This window comes from Flavobacterium sp. MAHUQ-57, assembly GCF_051908335.1.
Taxonomy (GTDB): Bacteria; Bacteroidota; Bacteroidia; order Flavobacteriales; family Flavobacteriaceae; genus Flavobacterium.
On the sequence record NZ_JBPZTE010000007.1, the window covers coordinates 53,177 to 71,166 of the forward strand.

Genomic DNA, 17,990 nt, shown 5'->3' on the forward strand with positions numbered 1-17,990 from the left:
ATGAAAAAAGTACTAAATACAGATCACCTATCGATTGGTTACCCTACCAAAAAGGGAAATATCGTGATTGCTGAAAACCTGAATTTGGATTTTCATGAAGGAAAACTCATTACCCTGATTGGCGCCAACGGCATTGGTAAATCGACATTATTACGCACCATTACTGGGATTCAGAAACCACTAAGTGGTAAGGTATACTTAAATGATCGAGACATCCACTCCTACCAACTCCAGGAATTGGCGCAGCAACTTAGCGTTGTACTCACAGAAAAACTGCCACCTAGTAATTTAACCGTTTACGAATTGGTTGCCTTGGGTCGTCAGCCTTACACCAACTGGATAGGAAAAATGGCACCCGACGATTATGAGAAAGTCATTAATGCCATTGAACTGACTAACATCGAGGCAATCGGTAATAAAAAACACTTTGAAATAAGTGACGGACAATTACAAAAAGTACTTGTGGCCAGAGCATTGGCCCAGGATACACCATTGATCGTTTTGGATGAACCCACTACCCATTTGGATTTACACCATAAGGTTTCACTATTCAAACTATTGAAGAAATTATCGAAAGAGATGGGAAAATGCATCCTATTTTCTACTCATGATATTGATTTAGCCATTCAATTGAGTGATGAAATGATAGTTATGACCAAAGACGGTATCGTTCAGGATGATCCTTGCAAACTAATTGAGAGTGGTATCTTTAATACCCTTTTTGATGATGATGATATCCTGTTTGATGAACAAAAGGGTAAATTTATCTTTAAATAACAATCCTTCTAAAAAGTAGTTACAAGACGTACTCCTTCGTATTTATTTTTATTTCTTGTCCTGAGAAATTAAAATAACCAATATGACTTTAAAGAATTTTCTTATAGATTTGTGTACTGAAATTTTAAAAAAAGCAACTATGAAAAAAATTTTTGGTTTATTAACCTTGTTTACATTATTATTAGCAGGATGTTCATCTGATAGTGAAGGATCAAATGAAGGTTCAGGAACCTTTATAAAATTTACTGTAAATGGTCAAAACTACAATTATGAACCGGAAACGATCAGCAGTAACAAAACATTAATCCAAGGATATGCAGGTAGTGATACTACTTTAAAGCGAATTTCTTTATGGTTGCCTAATGATGTTAGTACAGGCACTTATTCGGTAACGGACACTCCATCTGATTTAGACACTTACAATGCAGCTTATTCTTCTGAAGGTGAGTCTATCAACATGGACGCAACATCCGGTACAATTACCATTACATCCATTACTGAGGACTATATTGTGGGAACCTTTTCTTTCAGTGGCGATAATGGAGGATCGACATTAACGATTACAAATGGTCAATTCAAGGCCGATAGAATCGTATTATAATTCTCAAAAAGGTTGGAACTATGTCAACCTTTTTTTTTAGGGTATACTATCCAAAAAAGAAATCATCTACAGAACTTTTGTAACTTTAGGTTTTAAAAAAATAGCGTCATGAATACAAAAACATTTTTTCTGATAACCCTTATACTGATGAGTATACTACCATTACAAGCCCAGCTAAAAACTGTTCCTTATACCGATGGTGAACAAAAACTGGAAGGCCTATTGGCGCAACCCAAAAAAGGACAAAAAAACAAAGCCGGCGTATTGCTATTACCCGCTTGGATGGGAATTGATGACAATGCGAAAGAGAACGCCATAGAATTAGGAAAAATGGGATACATTACCCTTGTAGCTGATATCTATGGTGTTGATAAAAGACCTCAAAACACGACAGAAGCCGGACAAAAAGCGGGGTATTACAAGACCAATTATACCGAATACCAAAAGCGCATTCAACTTGCGTTAGACGAACTTATAAAAGCAGGAGCCAATCCAAATAAGATTGCTGTGATTGGCTATTGTTTTGGAGGTTCAGGAGCGATTGAAGCAGCAAGAGGCAATTTCAAAGTACAAGGTATTGTTTCTTTCCATGGTGGTTTGGGAAGAGATGCAACAAGAACCGTAGCACCAATCCAACCCAAAGTTTTAGTCTTACACGGAGCCGATGATTTCTATGTTCCGGAAGCTGAAATCAAAGCGTTCCAAGAAGAAATGAAAAAAGCCAATGCCGACTGGCAGATGATTTACTATGCGGATGCAGTACATGCCTTCACACATAAAAACGCAGGTAATAACAAAAGTTCGGGTGTGGCTTATAATGAAAAAGCAGCGAGACGTTCGTGGGAAGCCATGAAGCAATTCTTTGCTGAGATTTTGAACTAAAAGAAATAAGGGAACTTCTTATTGATTCTATCCAAAATCCACCAGAACAGTACAGCGGTGAGGCAAACCAAAAAGTACTTCACCACAATATAACCGAAGGTTTTTTGAGGTAGGATTTCATAGACCAATCGAATGGCGTATGGATGCGTAAGATATATCCCTAACGATAAAGTAGCACTGACAGGAGCATCCGAAAAGGATGCTCTTTCTTTTACGATACTAAAGGTTAACATGCTTAACAGCGGTAACACCAATAAAAAATCCATGGCTTTTACTTGAAAGCGGTAATACAAAGCCACTTCAATTAACAAGACGATCCATAAAAGAGCGTAGTATTTTGTTATCTTCGAAACAAATGGCTGCCAAGAATCGTATAAAGTTCCCACGAGCATCATTGGAAAGGCAAAAAACAAAAAGTTACGACTTGTTCCCATTACTGCATAAACAAACTGAATGTTCAGGTATCGGTGTAAAGCATCCGATTGGATTAAAAGCTGAAATACAAAGCCTATAGTCAAAAGTAAGATAATTACCATCCATTTGAAACGGATTGCACTATTTCGGATACTATACAACAATCCTACAGCAATAACAGTAGCTAGTAAATACCACAAATGCCAATATCCGTAGACCAGTTTTAGGATCATATCGGTACGTTTGAACCATCCCAAATGATAAAACCGAATCAAATCAGGCAGGTAAAGCAACTGCCATATAACATAGAGCAACAAGATCCGTTTGGAGTATTTTAGCAAATACGAGGCATCATTCAATTTGTTGCGTAAAAAATAGCCTGAAATCAAAAAGAAAGTGGGCACCGCAATACGTGTAATCCCACTGGCAATTTCAAACGAAATCAAACCCTCAATCCCTTTGAGTTTTGTTACGGGGAACATATGTAAGGCAATAACCAAAAAGGCCAGAACGATTTTTAAAAGATCAATGTTATTATTACGCATAAGGCAAAAATAGTAAATTGGTTTGTTAGATTGTTCGACTTTCTGGAATTCAAATTCCAAATCCCAATCTTAAAATCTCAATCTCAAAATTCCAATCTCAAAATCTCAATCTCAAAATTCCAATCTCAAAATCCCAATCTCAAAATCTCAATCTCAAAATCTCAATCTCAATCTCAAAATTCCAATCTCAAAATTCCAATCTCAAAATCCCAATCTCAAAATCTCAATCTCAAAATCCCAATCTCAAAATTCCAATCTCAAAATTCCAATCTCAAAATTCCAATCTCAAAATCTCAATCTCAAAATCTCAATCTCAAAATCCCAATCTCAAAATTCCAATCTCAAAATCTCAATCTCAAAATTCCAATCTCAAAATCCCAATCTCAAAATCTCAATCTCAAAATCCCAATCTCAAAATTCCAATCTCAAAATTCCAAAAAAAAATAGAGAATATATCTTTTGCTCGACTGCATCGTACAAAGTGACTTCTTTTCTTTTGTCTTGATATCTCGTCTAATGCCGAGACTTCATAGTCTACGCCTAAAAACTAACTCATTTTTTACTCTTTTCTTTTGTCTTGACACAAAAGAAACAAAAAGTCAAGGCTTCGATTCTCGGCGTTCCAATTCCATTTCGAATCCTAAAAGAAAAGAACTCATCTCGTCATGACTGACGAGACTCAAACAGCTTTTCTTTTTACGGATTCTTCAATAATTGGAACCTCGCCTGCGAATCTGAGGCCGAAGGGGATGACGTAATAGGAATCTAAAAACGAACTATTTTTCATGTTCTTTTCTTTTGCCTTGATGCAAAAGATCAAGACTACATAGTCTACTCCTAAAAACTACCTCAGTACTGCGTTGCGTGACCCGAACCGCTCGTCGTTCCTCCTCGACTTGTCTTTTCTTTTTTGTCTTGACATCTCGTCTGATGACGAGACAGGCAGAAATCTCGTCTAGGGACGAGACACGGCAAAGGTCAAGACTGCATAGTCTACTCCTAAAAACTACCTCAGTACTGCGTTTCGTGACCCGAACCGCTCGTCGTATCTCCTCGACTACGCGGATCACTCTCACTGCGTACTTTCGTTGTTTTTAACGGAGTATCCTATGAGGTCGGGTTGGGATTTCGGTACGGGAGTGATGGGAGTTAAAAAGTAGAGTGCGGAAGCGAGAAAGCAAAATGCGGAAGCAAAAAAGCAAAGTGCGGAAGCGAAAAAGCAAAATGCGGAAGCGAAAAAGCAAAGTGCGGAAGCAAGAAAGCAAAATGCGGAAGCGAAAAAGCAAAATGCGGAAGCAAGAAAGCAAAATGCGGAAGCGAAAAAGCAAAGTGCGGAAGCAAGAAAGCAAAATGCGGAAGCGAAAAAGCAAAGTGCAGGAGCGAGAAAACAAAATGCAGGAGCAAGAAAGCAAAGTGCAGGAGCGAGAAAGCAAAGTGCAGCTGCAAGAAAGCAAATTGCAGGAGCGAGAAAGCAAATTGCGGAAGCGAAAAAGCAAAGTGCAGCTACAAGAAAGCAAAGTGCAGGAGCAAGAAAGCAAAGTGCAGGAGCGAAAAAGCAAAATGCAGGAGCGAGAAAGCAAAGTGCAGGAGCAAGAAAGCAAATTGCAGGAGCGAGAAAGCAAATTGCGGAAGCCATAATGTACCGTACAGTAACAACTATTCAAAGAAAGGGATAAAAAAACCTTGCAACAGAGCGGAAAATTGAAATTTGGATTGTTCGATTATTGGATTGTTGGATTGAAAGATTTTTGACTTTAGTGTGGCTTCGAGAACCTCAGCCACCGATGATGCTTCGACAGGCTCAGTAACCTAACCTCAGCAACTGGGGTGAAAAACGAGTAGAACTACGTATTGTGGGATTGGATGAATTTTGGGATATTACGCAGACTAAAACATTTAGATAAAAAAGAAGTTTGACGATTTGTAATAAAATATCAATTATATTTTAAAAACGCTACTTTGTAGCGGGTATATACGAGTTATGTGACAAATTATCAAAACACCACGTTTATAAAGCATGAAATATAAAATTGAAGATATAAATTTTGAAAAAATCTCTCCAAAAGCATTTGAAAATCTATGCTATGATTTACTTGTGAATTATAATTTCCATAATCTTATTTGGCGTGATGGTGGCGGTGATAATGGACGAGATATTGAAGCAAATTCAAATTATTCAAACCCTTTTAGCATCATTGAGCAAAAATGGTTTTTTGAATGTAAACACTATTCAGCTGGCGTTCCGCCCGCAGATTTAAATTCAAAAATTGCTTGGGCTGATGCTGAGCAACCTAATTTCCTGGTTTTTTTCGTAAGCTCTTACATAACAACAGCTGCAAGAACTTGGTTAGAAAAAATATCATCTCAAAAAAATTACAAAATAATACTGATAGAAGGTCCTGAACTGAAAAATAGAATTGTTCAATATTCAGATTTAGTCGAACGCTATTTTTCGGAAAATCATTACGAAAAATTATTTAAGGACATTAAAGATTATAAAGTAAAATTTAATATAAATCCAAGCTATGAAGTCTTAAAGGAAATAATAGAAAATATTGATTTGGATAAATTAGACAAAGAAGATTTAGGTTTTATAATCTTTAATTTTTATGATCAATATAAAGCTTTTGAGGGTAGAAATGATTATTATGGTGATTTTGATGGTCAAATTATAATTCGAGTTTTAGAACATTTAAAAAAGATTACAACAAATGATAAACTCACATCATTTGAAGAGTACAAAGAAAATTATGACGAGCTTGGTGGAGCAGGATTTTTAGATGAAATGTATTGGCTTGATGATGAAGAATATGGAGAAGAAATGAAAAATTACGATTTCCAATATTATGATTTACATCTAAATCACAAAAAAGATCAAGAATTTTGGAATGTCGGTAAATATGCTTTTGTAATATTTGAAGATTCAGCGTTTGAAATATTCAAAGACAAGGAAACGGAAATAAGAGTAATAAAAGAATTTAATCCCGAAAAGATTCCTGATATATCTATAAATCTACCTGATGATATTGTTGAAAATTATAAAAAATATAAAGAGAAATTCGTCACATAACAGCGGTTTTGAGCAAGTGGGGTTTTAGGGATTTATCAGTAATGGTCAGTGTTTGCACATCTCCCCTATTTTTCAACTTTTTCATTCAGACTTTTCGGTATATTTGTAAACGTCAGTAATAAAAAATCCGCCACTGACATAAAGCCGGCAAAACGTTACCAGCAAGTTTAAAAACGCGCGTACAAACTATTTGCAAGAAGAAAATGTTGACATATAACGAACATATAGAATTAAGAAACAAATTGATCAATGGCGAAATTCAATTAGAAGTCGCAAAGGCTCAATTTTGGGGTGATGTAAAAGAAGGACAACGATCTTGGCACACAAAAGACTGGCAAGAAAGAAGACTCGAATTTCTCAAAGACAAATGTGAAATATGCTCCGACACTGAAACATTAACTATACAGCATCTTTCTCACCCAAAAAAATACTCGGAATATCTACGAGAAATAACACGGAAGTATGCCCAAGACCAAATAAACACTAATCCAGAAATAGATAAATCTGAGTTTACAAATTACGTAATAAAAAATCATGATTATGTTCCTGTTCTTTTGTGTCCAATTTGTAAGAGCAAAAATCCAAGCGAAAGGGTAAGAAAAACTCCAAAATATCGTTGTGCTGATTGTAAGCATGAATTTGATGAAGCAATTTATAGATCTTTAAATGAGCTTATCTCAATATTTTATGAAAATAAAGACGCCTACGAAGTTGTAGATAAATGCTTCATATCAAAGGATAAATGGAGAAATAAAAACAATTTGTCAGGTGTAAAATATTGGATGCAAAGAGAACATGCAAAAAATAAAGATTCTGAAACAATTGAGAAAGAAGCATTCTTGCTCCATCTCGATGATTGCATTAAGTATCTTTCATTTGAAGACGCAATAACTGCTTGTAGAAAATGCGCATATAATTTTGATATAAAAAAAATGGAATTATGTCCTAATTGTAAACAGCATTACAAAGGAATTCAGTATCCGACCTGTATCGAGTGCTTACCCGAAGACAAACGAAAAGCCGCATTAGAAAGCATTCAATTTGGAAAAGAATGGCATGAAATGCATAAAAGACTTGGAATAGACTAAAAAAACCTGCAGGTAACAGCTAGTAAGCGTAAGTTGGGTTTTGGTGACTATTGAAAGTCGGTTTTGTATTTGCAAACTTTGTGTTTAATGGAAATAAATCGCATTTTTAATCCCAACCTGCGCCTACTAGCGGAACGTTGTGCGCAATTTTGAAACCACCTTTAAGAATAGAATTTGCAAAGTAAAAATATAACATTTGTCGTTGGAGCTGGTGCAGTTGAAAATGCATGGAATCCCGTAATTAGAGCTATTAATAAAACATTAGAAGTTGAAACTGATGGAGATGGAGCAAATTTTCTTTTTGCAAGATATATTTACCTTTTAAAGTTTTACGCCAAGGTTGCATCAAAGGGAAATTATCCCGAATATATTGTGGAAATGAAATCAAACATTTCATTACTAAAGCAAAATATCTGCTCTGAATTAAAAATTGCCCAAAATAGCGGTGAAATAAAACCTAGAGAAAATTTTAAAGAAATTGTCCAAAAATTTGTTTCTTCAAGCACAGACAAAGCATTCTTGGTTTCTACAAATTGGGATGAAGTGATTGATATAGAAATTAATAAACTATATTGCTCAAATCATCCAAAACCAAATAGTAATATTGAAAGTTTTCATATTCATGGTAGTATTAGTAGTCCAGATGAACTTTACTTACCATCTGAAATAACTCAAGAAAACTATAGAAATGAAGAAGAAGAAATAAAAATGGGGCAAAATCATGGCTCATTAATTGATTTATTAGAAAAAGGTAATAGAACAGTTCTTTATGGTATTTCACTTGATCCTTTAGATGCTGAATTAAATCAAACTCTTGCTGCTGGTTGGTCATCACCAAACATTGAAGAAATAATAATTGTAAACCCTAGCCACGAAAAAGTTGCAAAGCGAGTAAAATTACTTGTTGATGAAAGATATCCAGTCAAAATAATTGGATATCATCCGAGTAATTTGAATGTAAAAACTGAATATAATTAAAACTACGCACAACAGGCGGTTAGCGAGAATGCGAATTTTGAGGTAAACTCACGTTTCCGTTTCGCAAGAAATTTTATCTTTAACTGACCCGAGGATGAAAGCCGAACGGATGAAATAAAAAAATCCGTTCCGAAGTTCGCAACTGACGCCAAGCGCCAGGACGTTATGCGATATTTTATTGAAAAACAACAACTGAAATTATGGTTGAAATCGATTTAAGTTTAGAATTGCAAACCGAATTTATTAGGAAAAAAATCAGCAAAAAATTTCCAAAAAGTCCACTGCACTCAAGTAGTTATGAAGAAATTTTTGAAGTGCATAATTCAAGGTTTAAAACTTTTTCCGAAGTTTCAAATAAGACCTTTTTCTATAATCACAAGATTGCTTTTATAAAACTCATAATATTAATACCATTAATATTGGTATTTGTTATAAACGATTTTTACAAAGAAATATATGAAAACACTACAAAATCAATTGCTTTTTGGTCTATAATTGTACTTTTAATAATCCTAATAGTTTTTACTTATGCTTTCTTTTTTAAAAGAAAAAGTGTTTGTATAAAAACGACTAATGAATTTTTAATAATAAATTCCAAAAAAAAAGTGCTTTGGACCGATATTCTAATAACAGGAATTTTTAAAATCCCTGTGGTACATCAAATGGAAACTATTGTAATAATTGGAACAATAAATGAAATTTTCGAAGTTAATATTACAGAATCAGAAATCACAGCAAAAGATTTAATACAAATAATAAATATGCATAAAAACGTCACATAAAAGCCACTACAACGGATTTGGGCAATAGGCTTAATGGAAAAATGATTTTGTATTTGGGATGATTTGCTTCGCCTGTCGCTATCGCTCGAGTGGCAAATCCGAAAATAGAGCTTAATTTAATCCCAAACCTGCAATAGTACAAGTACGCTATGCGCTAAATGAATAATGACTTATCTTCAAAATGAGAATAAAATGACCAAGCCTATTAGAATAATTATTACGAGTATTATATTATTTGTACTACCACAGATGACTTATGCACAAAGTATAAATGATTTTTTTAATGATGGATATTCAACTAATCCAGATAATGGTTCGAGAACAAATTTTCTATCTTTTATAACGCCTAATAAAATTGACACTTTTTTCAAGGAGTTGGAACAGAATTTTAAAACTCCGAAGGTTGACAACAATCAATATGAATATAAAATATATGATCGAGATTGGAGCGAGAACGAAATTACTGTTCGGTTAAATGTTTCCATCGGAATTGATCTTGACAAAAGCCAAAGCTATCATGTTTTTATCTTCGCCAAGGATATAAACGAAAACGACTTATTAGCACCTTCAACAAAATCCAAAGAATTAATTACACTCTATTTTTCTACTCTTTTTGAAAAGTGTGTAAAAAATGGAAAACCAGAATCTTTTGGTTTACTACCGGATTAGTATACAGCGAATAACATCGGTCCTATTTCATGTCTGGTTTTTCTTTACCGGAACAATTTCAACACGAAAAACTTTAACTTTAACCGAAAAATAAAACTTACGCTTAAATCGCCACTGTCGCCAACTGCCGGGACGTTGGTGGCAATTGGCTTCAGAAGTCCATCAGAACATTAAACAAGGAATGACAAAAATATATTTACTTCTCTTTTCAATCTTAACAGCATTTGAGATAAGCGCTCATACAAATACCATTTACTCAAAGTCATATGGACAAAGTAAAAACCCACCGGTTATTTTCATCCACGGTGGACCGAGTGGGAATTCGACGCTTTTTGAAGAAACAACTGCGAAAAAATTAGCAGAAAAAGGATTTTATGTTATTATTTATGACAGACGTGGAGAAGGTCGTTCAATTGACACAACTGCAACTTTTACTTATCAAGAAGCGATAAATGACTTAAACCAAATTTACCAAAAGTATAAAATTGAAAAAGCAAATCTAATTGCACATAGTTTTGGAGGTTTAGTCGGAACACTTTTTACAGAACTAAATCCCGAAAAAGTAAATTCATTGATACTCGCTGGAGCATTGTTTTCACAACAAGAAACGTATGACCACATTCTCGAGGAAACCAAAAAAAATTATAAAGAGAGAAAGGATACTTTGATGCTTTCAAAGGTTTACGAAATAGAAAAATTAAATAAAAATTCTGCTGAATACAGAGCGCAATGTTATGAGATAGCAAGTCGAAATAACTATTTCAAAATGCCTTTCCCGACAATTGAAGCTAAGAAATTACGTGAACATTATGAGGAAAGTGAATTTTATAAAAAGAACATAAGAAATCAACAAGCACCCATTTTGTTCTTTAAAAATGAAGCCAAAAATAATATCGACACGAAATCGATTTTAAAATCCTTAAAAAAAGATAACGTAAAATTATTTGCAATCTACGGTCAACAAGACAAGATATTTTCAGATAAACAATTAAATGACATTAAGAAAATAGTTAAGAAGCGAAACTTTAAAATTATTGACAATTGTTCGCATTACTTATTCGTTGATCAACAAAAGGAATTTCTTGACGCAATTGAAAAATGGATGAAATAAAAAACCAGCGCGAACAGTGGTTTTACTAAATTTGGGCTTTATGGAAAAACTCCCCCTTTAATCCCAAACCACGCCGAGTGTCGGAACGTTTGCTGTAAGTTTTCCAAAATCGCACATAAAAAATATGAGAAAAGCAATTTTACTTATTATAATTACACAGTTTTTAATAGGTTGCTCTAGTAGAAAAATCAATCCTGGATTTGAAAAAATAATTTTTCACACATCTAAGTGTTTTGGAACTTGTCCAGAATATCACTTAGAACTTAATCATAATAAAGAAATTAGGCTTTATATCGAAAAAGCTTATGAAAAGCGTAAAATCGACACAGCAAGAATTGGTTTTTATCGTGGGAAACTTGATAAGGAAACTTATAAGGAATTTCAAAGTTTATTAAAAAAAATTGATTGGGAAAAATCTGGAATGGAAGCACCCCCTGTTGCACCAAATACAATTACTCTAAGCGAAGGATCTCAGTTAACTTTGATATTATACATAGATAATAAAAGAAAGCCAATAAAATATATTTATCCATCCGGGCACTGGCAGAATTTAATGGCATTTCTCTACAAAATAAGCGAAGATAAAAGCCTAATAAAGGTTAGTGAAAAATTAGAAATTGAATCATTAAATTAAGAGAAAATGAAGCAATGGATTTGGAAATACTTCAGTTTATCGTATTTTTAGTCCTAAAAAACAAAACACAATAGCATCGTTGCAGGACCACTTCAAAATGAAAAAACACCTAGTACTCATTTATACCGTTCTCATTGTTTTTTTAGTATCCAGTTGTAGCGTTACTGAGTCTGATACTGAAAGTTATATCGCACGATTTTATGAAAATAAGATCGGTTTTGAACGGTTAGTACAAAAAGTCAATGAAGACCAATATGCACTTTCTACAATTGGCCATTCTATCAATGAATCCAAAGTACATTCTGGCATCCAAGAGGACATCGAAGATTTAGAAATTGCTACTCTTCAGCTTTCCACTACTGATTGTCATGGCATAACTCAAACTGAGTTGAGTGTTAAATGGACTACCCATGCTACGGTTACCTTTATTAAAAGTAAGTGTCCTTCCATCGAAACTAAAAAAGGGTACCATTCTAAAAACCAAATGATTGAAGTTTGGGGGCTTGGAGAAGGTTGGACCATGATGATTGATTATGATTTTATCTAAAAAACGACGATGAAAGTCTATTTCACCCTTTTTATTCTTCTACTGTATTCGTGTACCACCAAGTCGACCGATAATTCATCCGAGACCGTTTCTCCTACAGTAACCAAACCTACCGATACACTGCCTACAGATTCGGTTACTGCAATGGATACCCTCGATGCTAGTGCAGAAATTATTGAGCATTTTGTAGACAGTGTGCATATTGGCCGAAAAGGGCAATCGAAAATTGAATTGATCAAGCATCGGGTACTGGATGACTGTTATGTTATTGTCAAATTTTACACTAAGGGGCCGAAGTATTGGTTTATTCAAAACACCTATTTCTATGAATGCACAGCATTAAGTAGTTTGGAACCTAAATTTTCTGACTATACTAATGATGGATTGAACGACATTACTTTTATTTCGGCTACGGCAGCCCGCGGTGCGAATGAAGTGAGACGACTTTTTGTATATGACGATACCAAAAAGGAATTGGTATCCATTGTCAACTCCCAAGACTTCCCAAATATGAAATTCAACAAGCAACTTAACTGCATTGATGCCTTTTTGGTTCATGGTACATCCACTTGTGTTTTTGCTAAAATAAACAAAGACAGCTTGCAACCTTTTGCCTATGTCTACAATGATGAAAACTTTCACACTGTTTCCCTAGTGGACAAAAACAAGGAAATCAAAACCATAAAAAAAATCAAAAGTAAAGGTGCCTATGTTCGTTTTAAAAACTTTAACCCGTTGGAGGAATATCCTGAAGAATGAAATGACATTTTTGGTAAAGCAAACGGATAAGAAAACAAAGAAATTCATAACTTAGTTACTTTGGTTACTTCACTGGATTGAATCAAAAAAACATTAATTTACACTTTACATCAACAAATTCAAACACTATGCAACCTAAACATTCCATTCTTATACTTCTCGGGCTTTTCATGTTGAGTGTTGCACTATTCGTTTCACAGCACTATTCGATTTCAGATTCTACCAAAGGTTTCCTGTATGGTATAGCATTGGGTATGCTTTTATTGTCTTTTGGAATGAATCGGAAACAACACACTAACAAATCAAAGTAAATTCATCACACATTTTCTATTGCCGATAGCTCTATAGTTAACTATCAAAAGACATCCAAACCATCATGAGACTACTTTTTTCTATTTTCATTGCCACACTCCTTTGTTCCTGCGGGCAAAAAAGCGATACTTCCAAGAGCAAAAACATAGAGAGTGATACTACAGCAACTGAACATGTTGTAACATCCACAGAGGCTAAGGTTTCCCCAGACGTTTCTACAACACAATGCGAATACAACAATCCTGTTTCCGATTTGGGCATTGGATTAGTCAAAGCTCCTTCAAAATTGGTCATTTATGATGATCCATTGTTAACGAAGCTTTATACTAAGCGAAATATGGAGGAAGACTATGATGCCATGGGATTCTGTACCAAATTTTTCAAGCCCGATTATGGCATCATGCACTTTGTATGTCTTGGGATGACCAACAAAGCCTATAAAGTATTGATTAACTACTCCGATGTGAAATACCTACCTAAAACCAAAGAATTCGAGTTTACAACCTGGAATGACTACATATCATCCTCTTTTGGAATAGGTCGAAGAAGCGTTGTTGAAGGAGTTGACTATCAGCCATTGCGAACGAATCCTGAAGTCACTTCTGATACCCTTTCCCTTCCAAAAGGAAACGAATTATTTTGTCCTATGGAAATCAAAGGCGATTGGATCAAAGTAAAATATGATTGTTTTTATAATAATAGTGACAATCCTTATGAAGGAGAACCCTGTTCACAGTACATTGACCAATGTAAAAATCCGTTAACCGGTTGGTTGCGTTGGCGACAAAAGAATGAATTATTGATTTCCATTTATTTGATGCCTTAAAATCGTTTCTATTCTTGTAGAAAGTAAATTTCAACTACTTTGGTTACTTAGAAGACACTCCATATTTATGACGCTTTTGGAAGCGCTCCACGTAATTTTCCAAATCTTCAAACGACACGTCCAAATCATCGAGAAGGATTTCATGAATAGAATTGGTCATTACAACGAGGTAATCACTGAAACTTCTCCATTCCCTTCTTCGAACGACATATATTCGACCTACGGCATTCCAGTCGAAATAACCGTATTCGCTGGCTATGATTCCTTTCTCGTTGAGTACAATAACGGGAAGCGTTAGCGGTAGTTTACTACAATACTGGTACAGCCTATAAATACCAGCTATAATGATGGCGTAACCAATATAGAAATGCAAGTCGGTATATACCGTTATAATTCCTGTAGCCGTTACAGCAGCACCTATCAAAATCTGCCCTACCAATTTCCACTTAGAGTAAAAAATTTTCACTTCGGAAGGCACAGCATCGGAATTGTTATCTTGACTAACCATTACAAAGTTGCTCTAGGTTATACTTTGGAAATCGTTCTATTTAAAAAGCAATTGTCTTCTTGCCTCTCCTACTACAAACGCAACAGAATTGGCAATATTGTAGCTTCTGATTTTATCGGTCATTGGAATTGTGAGATGATTCTCGAACTGTGCTAAAACTTCCGGGCTTAAACCAACGCTTTCTTTTCCAAACACCAACCAATCCCCTTCTTGAAATGCTGCTTCATAGTAGGATTTATCCGCTTTCGAACTAAACAAAAACACTCTTGAAGCATCCGGAATCTGGCTTATCCATTCGGATACTGTATCGTATTCTTTCCAGTCTAAATGCACCCAATAATCCAATCCGGATCGTTTTAGGTTCTTGTCGGTAATTTCAAATCCGTACGGTTTAATTAGATGCAGGCGGTTTCCGGTACCTACGCACAGTCGGCCAATATTACCGGTATTATTTGGAATTTCAGGTTCTACTAAAACGATATTCAACATATTTGGACTTCTTAGATGGTTAGATTATTAGACTTCTTAGATTTCTTAGACTTCTTAGATTGTTAGCTATTAAAATTTTCTACTTCCAGGACTTCGCCCGCTTTCAAATCATGTAAAGTAACAGTCCCTACACGAACACGCACTAAGCGTAAGGTTGGAAAACCAACAGCTGCGGTCATTTTACGCACTTGGCGGAATTTCCCTTCGGTAAGCGTTATGGATACCCAGCTGGTAGGACCATGACGTTCATCGCGAATTCTTCTGCCTGCCCCAATGTATTCCGGCAAAACACTTATTGCATGGGATTCACACGGTTGGGTGGTATATCGAATCCCTTTGAAGCCAATTTCTACCCCAACTTTCAATTTTTCTATGGCTTCTTGTGTAATTACGCCATCAACTTGAGCATAGTATTCTTTTTCGATTGTTTTACTGCGCACCATCTCACTCATCATTCCATCAGTGGTCAACAATAACAAACCCTCCGAATCTTCATCCAAACGACCAATAGCCATGGTCCCTTCGGGAAAATCGAACAATTCACCCAATTTTTTCTTGGGGCGCTTCTTTTCGTAAATAAACTGACTCAAATACCCGTGGGGTTTGTGCAAAATAAAGTGGTGGTGTTTCATAATCTTTTGCAAAAATAAGGCATTCTGTAGAAAACATCAGTACTTTTATTGCTGCTAAATGAATGGCTATGGAAAAGCATTTTGAATTTACTGACGCTGAATTTATACAACAACTTTCGGATTGCACCTTACCTGCTGCACTATTCAGTCATGAAGCTCATTTGCGTTTGGCTTGGATTCAGCTCCAACACAATCACGTAGAACAAGCGATTGACATCATCAGAGTGCAGATTCAAAACTATGCAGCCTCACTCGGAGCCAAAGACAAATACCATGAAACCATTACTGTGGCTAGTGTAAAAGCGGTAGCCTTTTTTATCCAAAAAACGCAGAGTACTACATTTTTAGAACTTGTTACTCAAAACCAGTCGTTAAAAACCCATTTCAAATCCTTGTTGGCCACCCATTATTCGACAGATATCTTTCAATCGGAGGAAGCAAAAAAAACATTTCTGAAGCCGGATTTGGATCCGTTTGAATAAAGTTTCTTCCTCCATTTCCATTTTTTCCAATAACATTTATTGTTTACTTTTACAGTACAAAAATAAAATCCATGTCAGTAACCTTACTCCTATTAGCCTTTATCACTTTTGTTATTGCATTAACCATAGGAATTTTCATTGGGAAAGCGCTTTCTTCGGCCAATTCTAAGTCGGAAAAAGCCTCATTGGAAGAAAAAATCAATGGATTGTTGGGGCAAATCGAGCAATTGAAACAACAATTCCAAACCGAAAGAACCCAATGGGAAAATCAGTTCCATCAAAACACCACTGAAAAAGAGAGTATCCGAACCGAAAAGGACGCCATAGCGATTCAATTGGCAAAAAAAGAAATCGATTTTGACAATTTACTGGAACGAAATAGAGAGCAAAAACAAGAAGTAGAGCAGCTACAGGAGAAGTTCACCAAAGAGTTCGAAAACTTAGCGAATAAAATACTTGAAGAGAAGACTACCAAATTTACGGAACAGAACAAAGAAAACTTAAAAAACATACTTTCACCTTTACAAGACAAAATCCAATTGTTTGAGAAGAAAGTGGAAGACACACATAAGGAAAGTATTGATTATCATGCCGCTTTACGTCAGCAAATCTTAGGATTGAAAGAAATGAATGCACAGATGAGCAAGGAAACTTTAAACCTGACGAAAGCATTAAAAGGCGACAGCAAAATGCAAGGAAATTGGGGCGAATTGGTATTGGAACGCGTATTGGAAAAATCAGGATTAGAGAAAGGAAGAGAGTACGAAGTGCAGCAAAGTTTTGTTACCGAAGAAGGCAACCGCGTGCAACCCGATGTCGTTATTAACTTACCTGATGGCAAAAAAATGATTGTCGATTCTAAAGTTACTTTAACCGCTTATGAGCGTTATACCAATGAAGAAGACGAAGACAACAAAGCACAATATCTGAAAGAACATGTTACTGCATTGAAACGCCATGTAGAGCAATTGAGTGAAAAAAACTACCAGGATTTGTATAAAATTGAAAGTCCGGATTTCGTATTGTTATTCATTCCAATTGAGCCTGCGTTTGCATTGGCACTCAATGAAGATGCGACGTTATACAACAGAGCTTTCGAGAAGAACATCGTTATTGTAACGCCTTCTACTTTATTGGCTACATTACGAACCATTGACAGTATGTGGACCAATCAGAAACAACAAGAAAACGCTTATGAGATTGCACGACAAGCTGGTGCATTGTATGATAAATTTGAAGGTTTTGTTTCCGATTTGATTAAAATTGGCAAAAGGATGGATGAAGCCAAAGCCGAATACGGCAATGCCATGAACAAACTAGTGGAAGGAAAAGGAAATCTAGTTACCAGTGTAGAAAAACTGAAGAAAATGGGTGCGAAAGCCAAAAAATCGCTTCCGGAAAGTATCATCAACCGTGCAGAAACTAACGAATTATCACAATAATATGCTACGTAAAATCATCATTATCGGGATTCTGACACTTATCCTAGGAGTAACAGGCTATTTTACTGTATTTTATTATGCGACCTATAGCGAAGGCGATCAAACAGGACAGTTGGTAAAATTCAGTCACAAAGGCTATATTTTCAAAACCTGGGAAGGAGAAATTTCAAAAGGAATTTACGGCACACAGGTATTCAAATTCTCGGTAATGGATAAAGATGCCGATGTTATCCGTCAATTGAGAGCGTTACAAGGGCATTATGTAAAAGCCACTTATATTGAGCGCTACAAGACATTTCCTTGGTGGGGTGACACGAAGCATTTCATCATCAAAGTCCAAGAGGAAAAACAGCCGCAACATTTCAACAATTAATTGGGCGTTACCACAAGAGTCGGGATTTCCGTTCTTTATGGTAACTCGGGTTAATTTCTAACGCAAAAA

22 protein-coding genes are annotated in these 17,990 nt (G+C 35.5%); 18 read left to right on the forward strand and 4 right to left on the reverse strand.

Annotated elements, in window-relative coordinates; genetic code table 11:
• The 3 genes from ACS8MM_RS08165 to ACS8MM_RS08175 all read left to right on the forward strand — a co-directional run bounded on the left by ACS8MM_RS08165 (position 1) and on the right by ACS8MM_RS08175 (position 2,260).
• The gene (locus ACS8MM_RS08165) at positions 1 to 777 is read left to right on the forward strand and encodes an ABC transporter ATP-binding protein (RefSeq protein WP_379715123.1); all 777 of its coding nucleotides are present in this window, start codon (positions 1 to 3) and stop codon (positions 775 to 777) included.
• Positions 778 to 916: 139 nt separating this feature from the next.
• On the forward strand, positions 917 to 1,378 hold the full coding sequence (locus ACS8MM_RS08170) for a hypothetical protein (RefSeq protein ID WP_379715125.1): 462 nt from the start codon (positions 917 to 919) through the stop codon (positions 1,376 to 1,378).
• Positions 1,379 to 1,486: 108 nt separating this feature from the next.
• The gene (locus ACS8MM_RS08175) at positions 1,487 to 2,260 is read left to right on the forward strand and encodes a dienelactone hydrolase family protein (protein WP_379715127.1); all 774 of its coding nucleotides are present in this window, start codon (positions 1,487 to 1,489) and stop codon (positions 2,258 to 2,260) included.
• On the opposite strand, the gene ACS8MM_RS08180 is transcribed toward ACS8MM_RS08175, so the two are convergent.
• Positions 2,257 to 3,219 (reverse strand): acyltransferase family protein, encoded by a 963-nt coding sequence (locus ACS8MM_RS08180; RefSeq protein ID WP_379715129.1) that lies wholly within the window; start codon positions 3,217 to 3,219, stop codon positions 2,257 to 2,259. The two genes, ACS8MM_RS08175 and ACS8MM_RS08180, sit on opposite strands and share 4 nt — an antisense overlap.
• A 1,287-nt stretch (positions 3,220 to 4,506) precedes the next feature.
• On the opposite strand from ACS8MM_RS08180, the gene ACS8MM_RS08185 reads away from it, so the two are divergent.
• From ACS8MM_RS08185 to ACS8MM_RS08240, 12 genes are all read left to right on the forward strand, one after another.
• On the forward strand, positions 4,507 to 4,857 hold the full coding sequence (locus ACS8MM_RS08185; protein WP_379715131.1) for a hypothetical protein: 351 nt from the start codon (positions 4,507 to 4,509) through the stop codon (positions 4,855 to 4,857).
• A gap of 379 nt (positions 4,858 to 5,236) precedes the next feature.
• Positions 5,237 to 6,289, forward strand: a complete 1,053-nt coding sequence (locus tag ACS8MM_RS08190; RefSeq protein WP_379715133.1) for a restriction endonuclease — start codon at positions 5,237 to 5,239, stop codon at positions 6,287 to 6,289.
• 203 nt (positions 6,290 to 6,492) lie between these two features.
• Positions 6,493 to 7,377, forward strand: coding sequence for a hypothetical protein (locus ACS8MM_RS08195; protein WP_379715135.1), 885 nt, complete (start codon positions 6,493 to 6,495; stop codon positions 7,375 to 7,377).
• 174 nt (positions 7,378 to 7,551) lie between these two features.
• Entirely contained in the window at positions 7,552 to 8,355 is an 804-nt protein-coding gene (locus ACS8MM_RS08200) for a hypothetical protein (RefSeq protein ID WP_379715137.1), read from the forward strand.
• Between the two features lie 200 nt (positions 8,356 to 8,555).
• Positions 8,556 to 9,137 carry a hypothetical protein gene (locus tag ACS8MM_RS08205; RefSeq protein ID WP_379715139.1) on the forward strand — a complete coding sequence of 194 codons (582 nt, stop codon included), beginning with the start codon at positions 8,556 to 8,558 and terminating at the stop codon, positions 9,135 to 9,137.
• Between the two features lie 192 nt (positions 9,138 to 9,329).
• Positions 9,330 to 9,806: a hypothetical protein gene (locus ACS8MM_RS08210; protein WP_379715141.1), complete on the forward strand. Its 477-nt coding sequence runs from the start codon at positions 9,330 to 9,332 to the stop codon at positions 9,804 to 9,806.
• Positions 9,807 to 9,987: 181 nt separating this feature from the next.
• The gene (locus ACS8MM_RS08215) at positions 9,988 to 10,917 is read left to right on the forward strand and encodes an alpha/beta hydrolase (RefSeq protein ID WP_379715143.1); all 930 of its coding nucleotides are present in this window, start codon (positions 9,988 to 9,990) and stop codon (positions 10,915 to 10,917) included.
• A gap of 124 nt (positions 10,918 to 11,041) precedes the next feature.
• Positions 11,042 to 11,551 carry a DUF6438 domain-containing protein gene (locus ACS8MM_RS08220; RefSeq protein WP_379715145.1) on the forward strand — a complete coding sequence of 170 codons (510 nt, stop codon included), beginning with the start codon at positions 11,042 to 11,044 and terminating at the stop codon, positions 11,549 to 11,551.
• 97 nt (positions 11,552 to 11,648) lie between these two features.
• The gene (locus tag ACS8MM_RS08225) at positions 11,649 to 12,098 is read left to right on the forward strand and encodes a hypothetical protein (RefSeq protein WP_379715147.1); all 450 of its coding nucleotides are present in this window, start codon (positions 11,649 to 11,651) and stop codon (positions 12,096 to 12,098) included.
• A 9-nt stretch (positions 12,099 to 12,107) separates the two neighbouring features.
• Complete coding sequence (locus ACS8MM_RS08230; RefSeq protein ID WP_379715148.1) at positions 12,108 to 12,857, forward strand: hypothetical protein; 750 nt, start codon at positions 12,108 to 12,110, stop codon at positions 12,855 to 12,857.
• Positions 12,858 to 12,985: 128 nt separating this feature from the next.
• A complete protein-coding gene (locus ACS8MM_RS08235; protein ID WP_379715150.1) occupies positions 12,986 to 13,168 on the forward strand; it encodes a hypothetical protein in 183 nt (60 codons plus the stop codon).
• 65 nt (positions 13,169 to 13,233) lie between these two features.
• Positions 13,234 to 13,995: a hypothetical protein gene (locus ACS8MM_RS08240; RefSeq protein ID WP_379715152.1), complete on the forward strand. Its 762-nt coding sequence runs from the start codon at positions 13,234 to 13,236 to the stop codon at positions 13,993 to 13,995.
• Positions 13,996 to 14,038: 43 nt separating this feature from the next.
• Here the strand turns inward: ACS8MM_RS08240 and ACS8MM_RS08245 are convergent, their stop codons facing one another.
• The 3 genes from ACS8MM_RS08245 to ACS8MM_RS08255 all read right to left on the reverse strand — a co-directional run bounded on the left by ACS8MM_RS08245 (position 14,039) and on the right by ACS8MM_RS08255 (position 15,624).
• Positions 14,039 to 14,503, reverse strand: coding sequence for a hypothetical protein (locus ACS8MM_RS08245; protein WP_379715154.1), 465 nt, complete (start codon positions 14,501 to 14,503; stop codon positions 14,039 to 14,041).
• 36 nt (positions 14,504 to 14,539) lie between these two features.
• A complete protein-coding gene (locus ACS8MM_RS08250; RefSeq protein WP_379715156.1) occupies positions 14,540 to 14,992 on the reverse strand; it encodes a tRNA (cytidine(34)-2'-O)-methyltransferase in 453 nt (150 codons plus the stop codon).
• 62 nt (positions 14,993 to 15,054) lie between these two features.
• Positions 15,055 to 15,624: a pseudouridine synthase gene (locus ACS8MM_RS08255; protein ID WP_379715158.1), complete on the reverse strand. Its 570-nt coding sequence runs from the start codon at positions 15,622 to 15,624 to the stop codon at positions 15,055 to 15,057.
• Positions 15,625 to 15,692: 68 nt separating this feature from the next.
• On the opposite strand from ACS8MM_RS08255, the gene ACS8MM_RS08260 reads away from it, so the two are divergent.
• From ACS8MM_RS08260 to ACS8MM_RS08270, 3 genes are all read left to right on the forward strand, one after another.
• The gene (locus tag ACS8MM_RS08260; protein WP_379715160.1) at positions 15,693 to 16,106 is read left to right on the forward strand and encodes a hypothetical protein; all 414 of its coding nucleotides are present in this window, start codon (positions 15,693 to 15,695) and stop codon (positions 16,104 to 16,106) included.
• Positions 16,107 to 16,177: 71 nt separating this feature from the next.
• On the forward strand, positions 16,178 to 17,548 hold the full coding sequence (gene rmuC / locus ACS8MM_RS08265) for a DNA recombination protein RmuC (RefSeq protein WP_379715162.1): 1,371 nt from the start codon (positions 16,178 to 16,180) through the stop codon (positions 17,546 to 17,548).
• A 1-nt stretch (position 17,549) separates the two neighbouring features.
• Positions 17,550 to 17,921, forward strand: coding sequence for a 6-phosphogluconate dehydrogenase (locus tag ACS8MM_RS08270; RefSeq protein WP_379715164.1), 372 nt, complete (start codon positions 17,550 to 17,552; stop codon positions 17,919 to 17,921).
• Positions 17,922 to 17,990 lie beyond the last annotated feature (69 nt).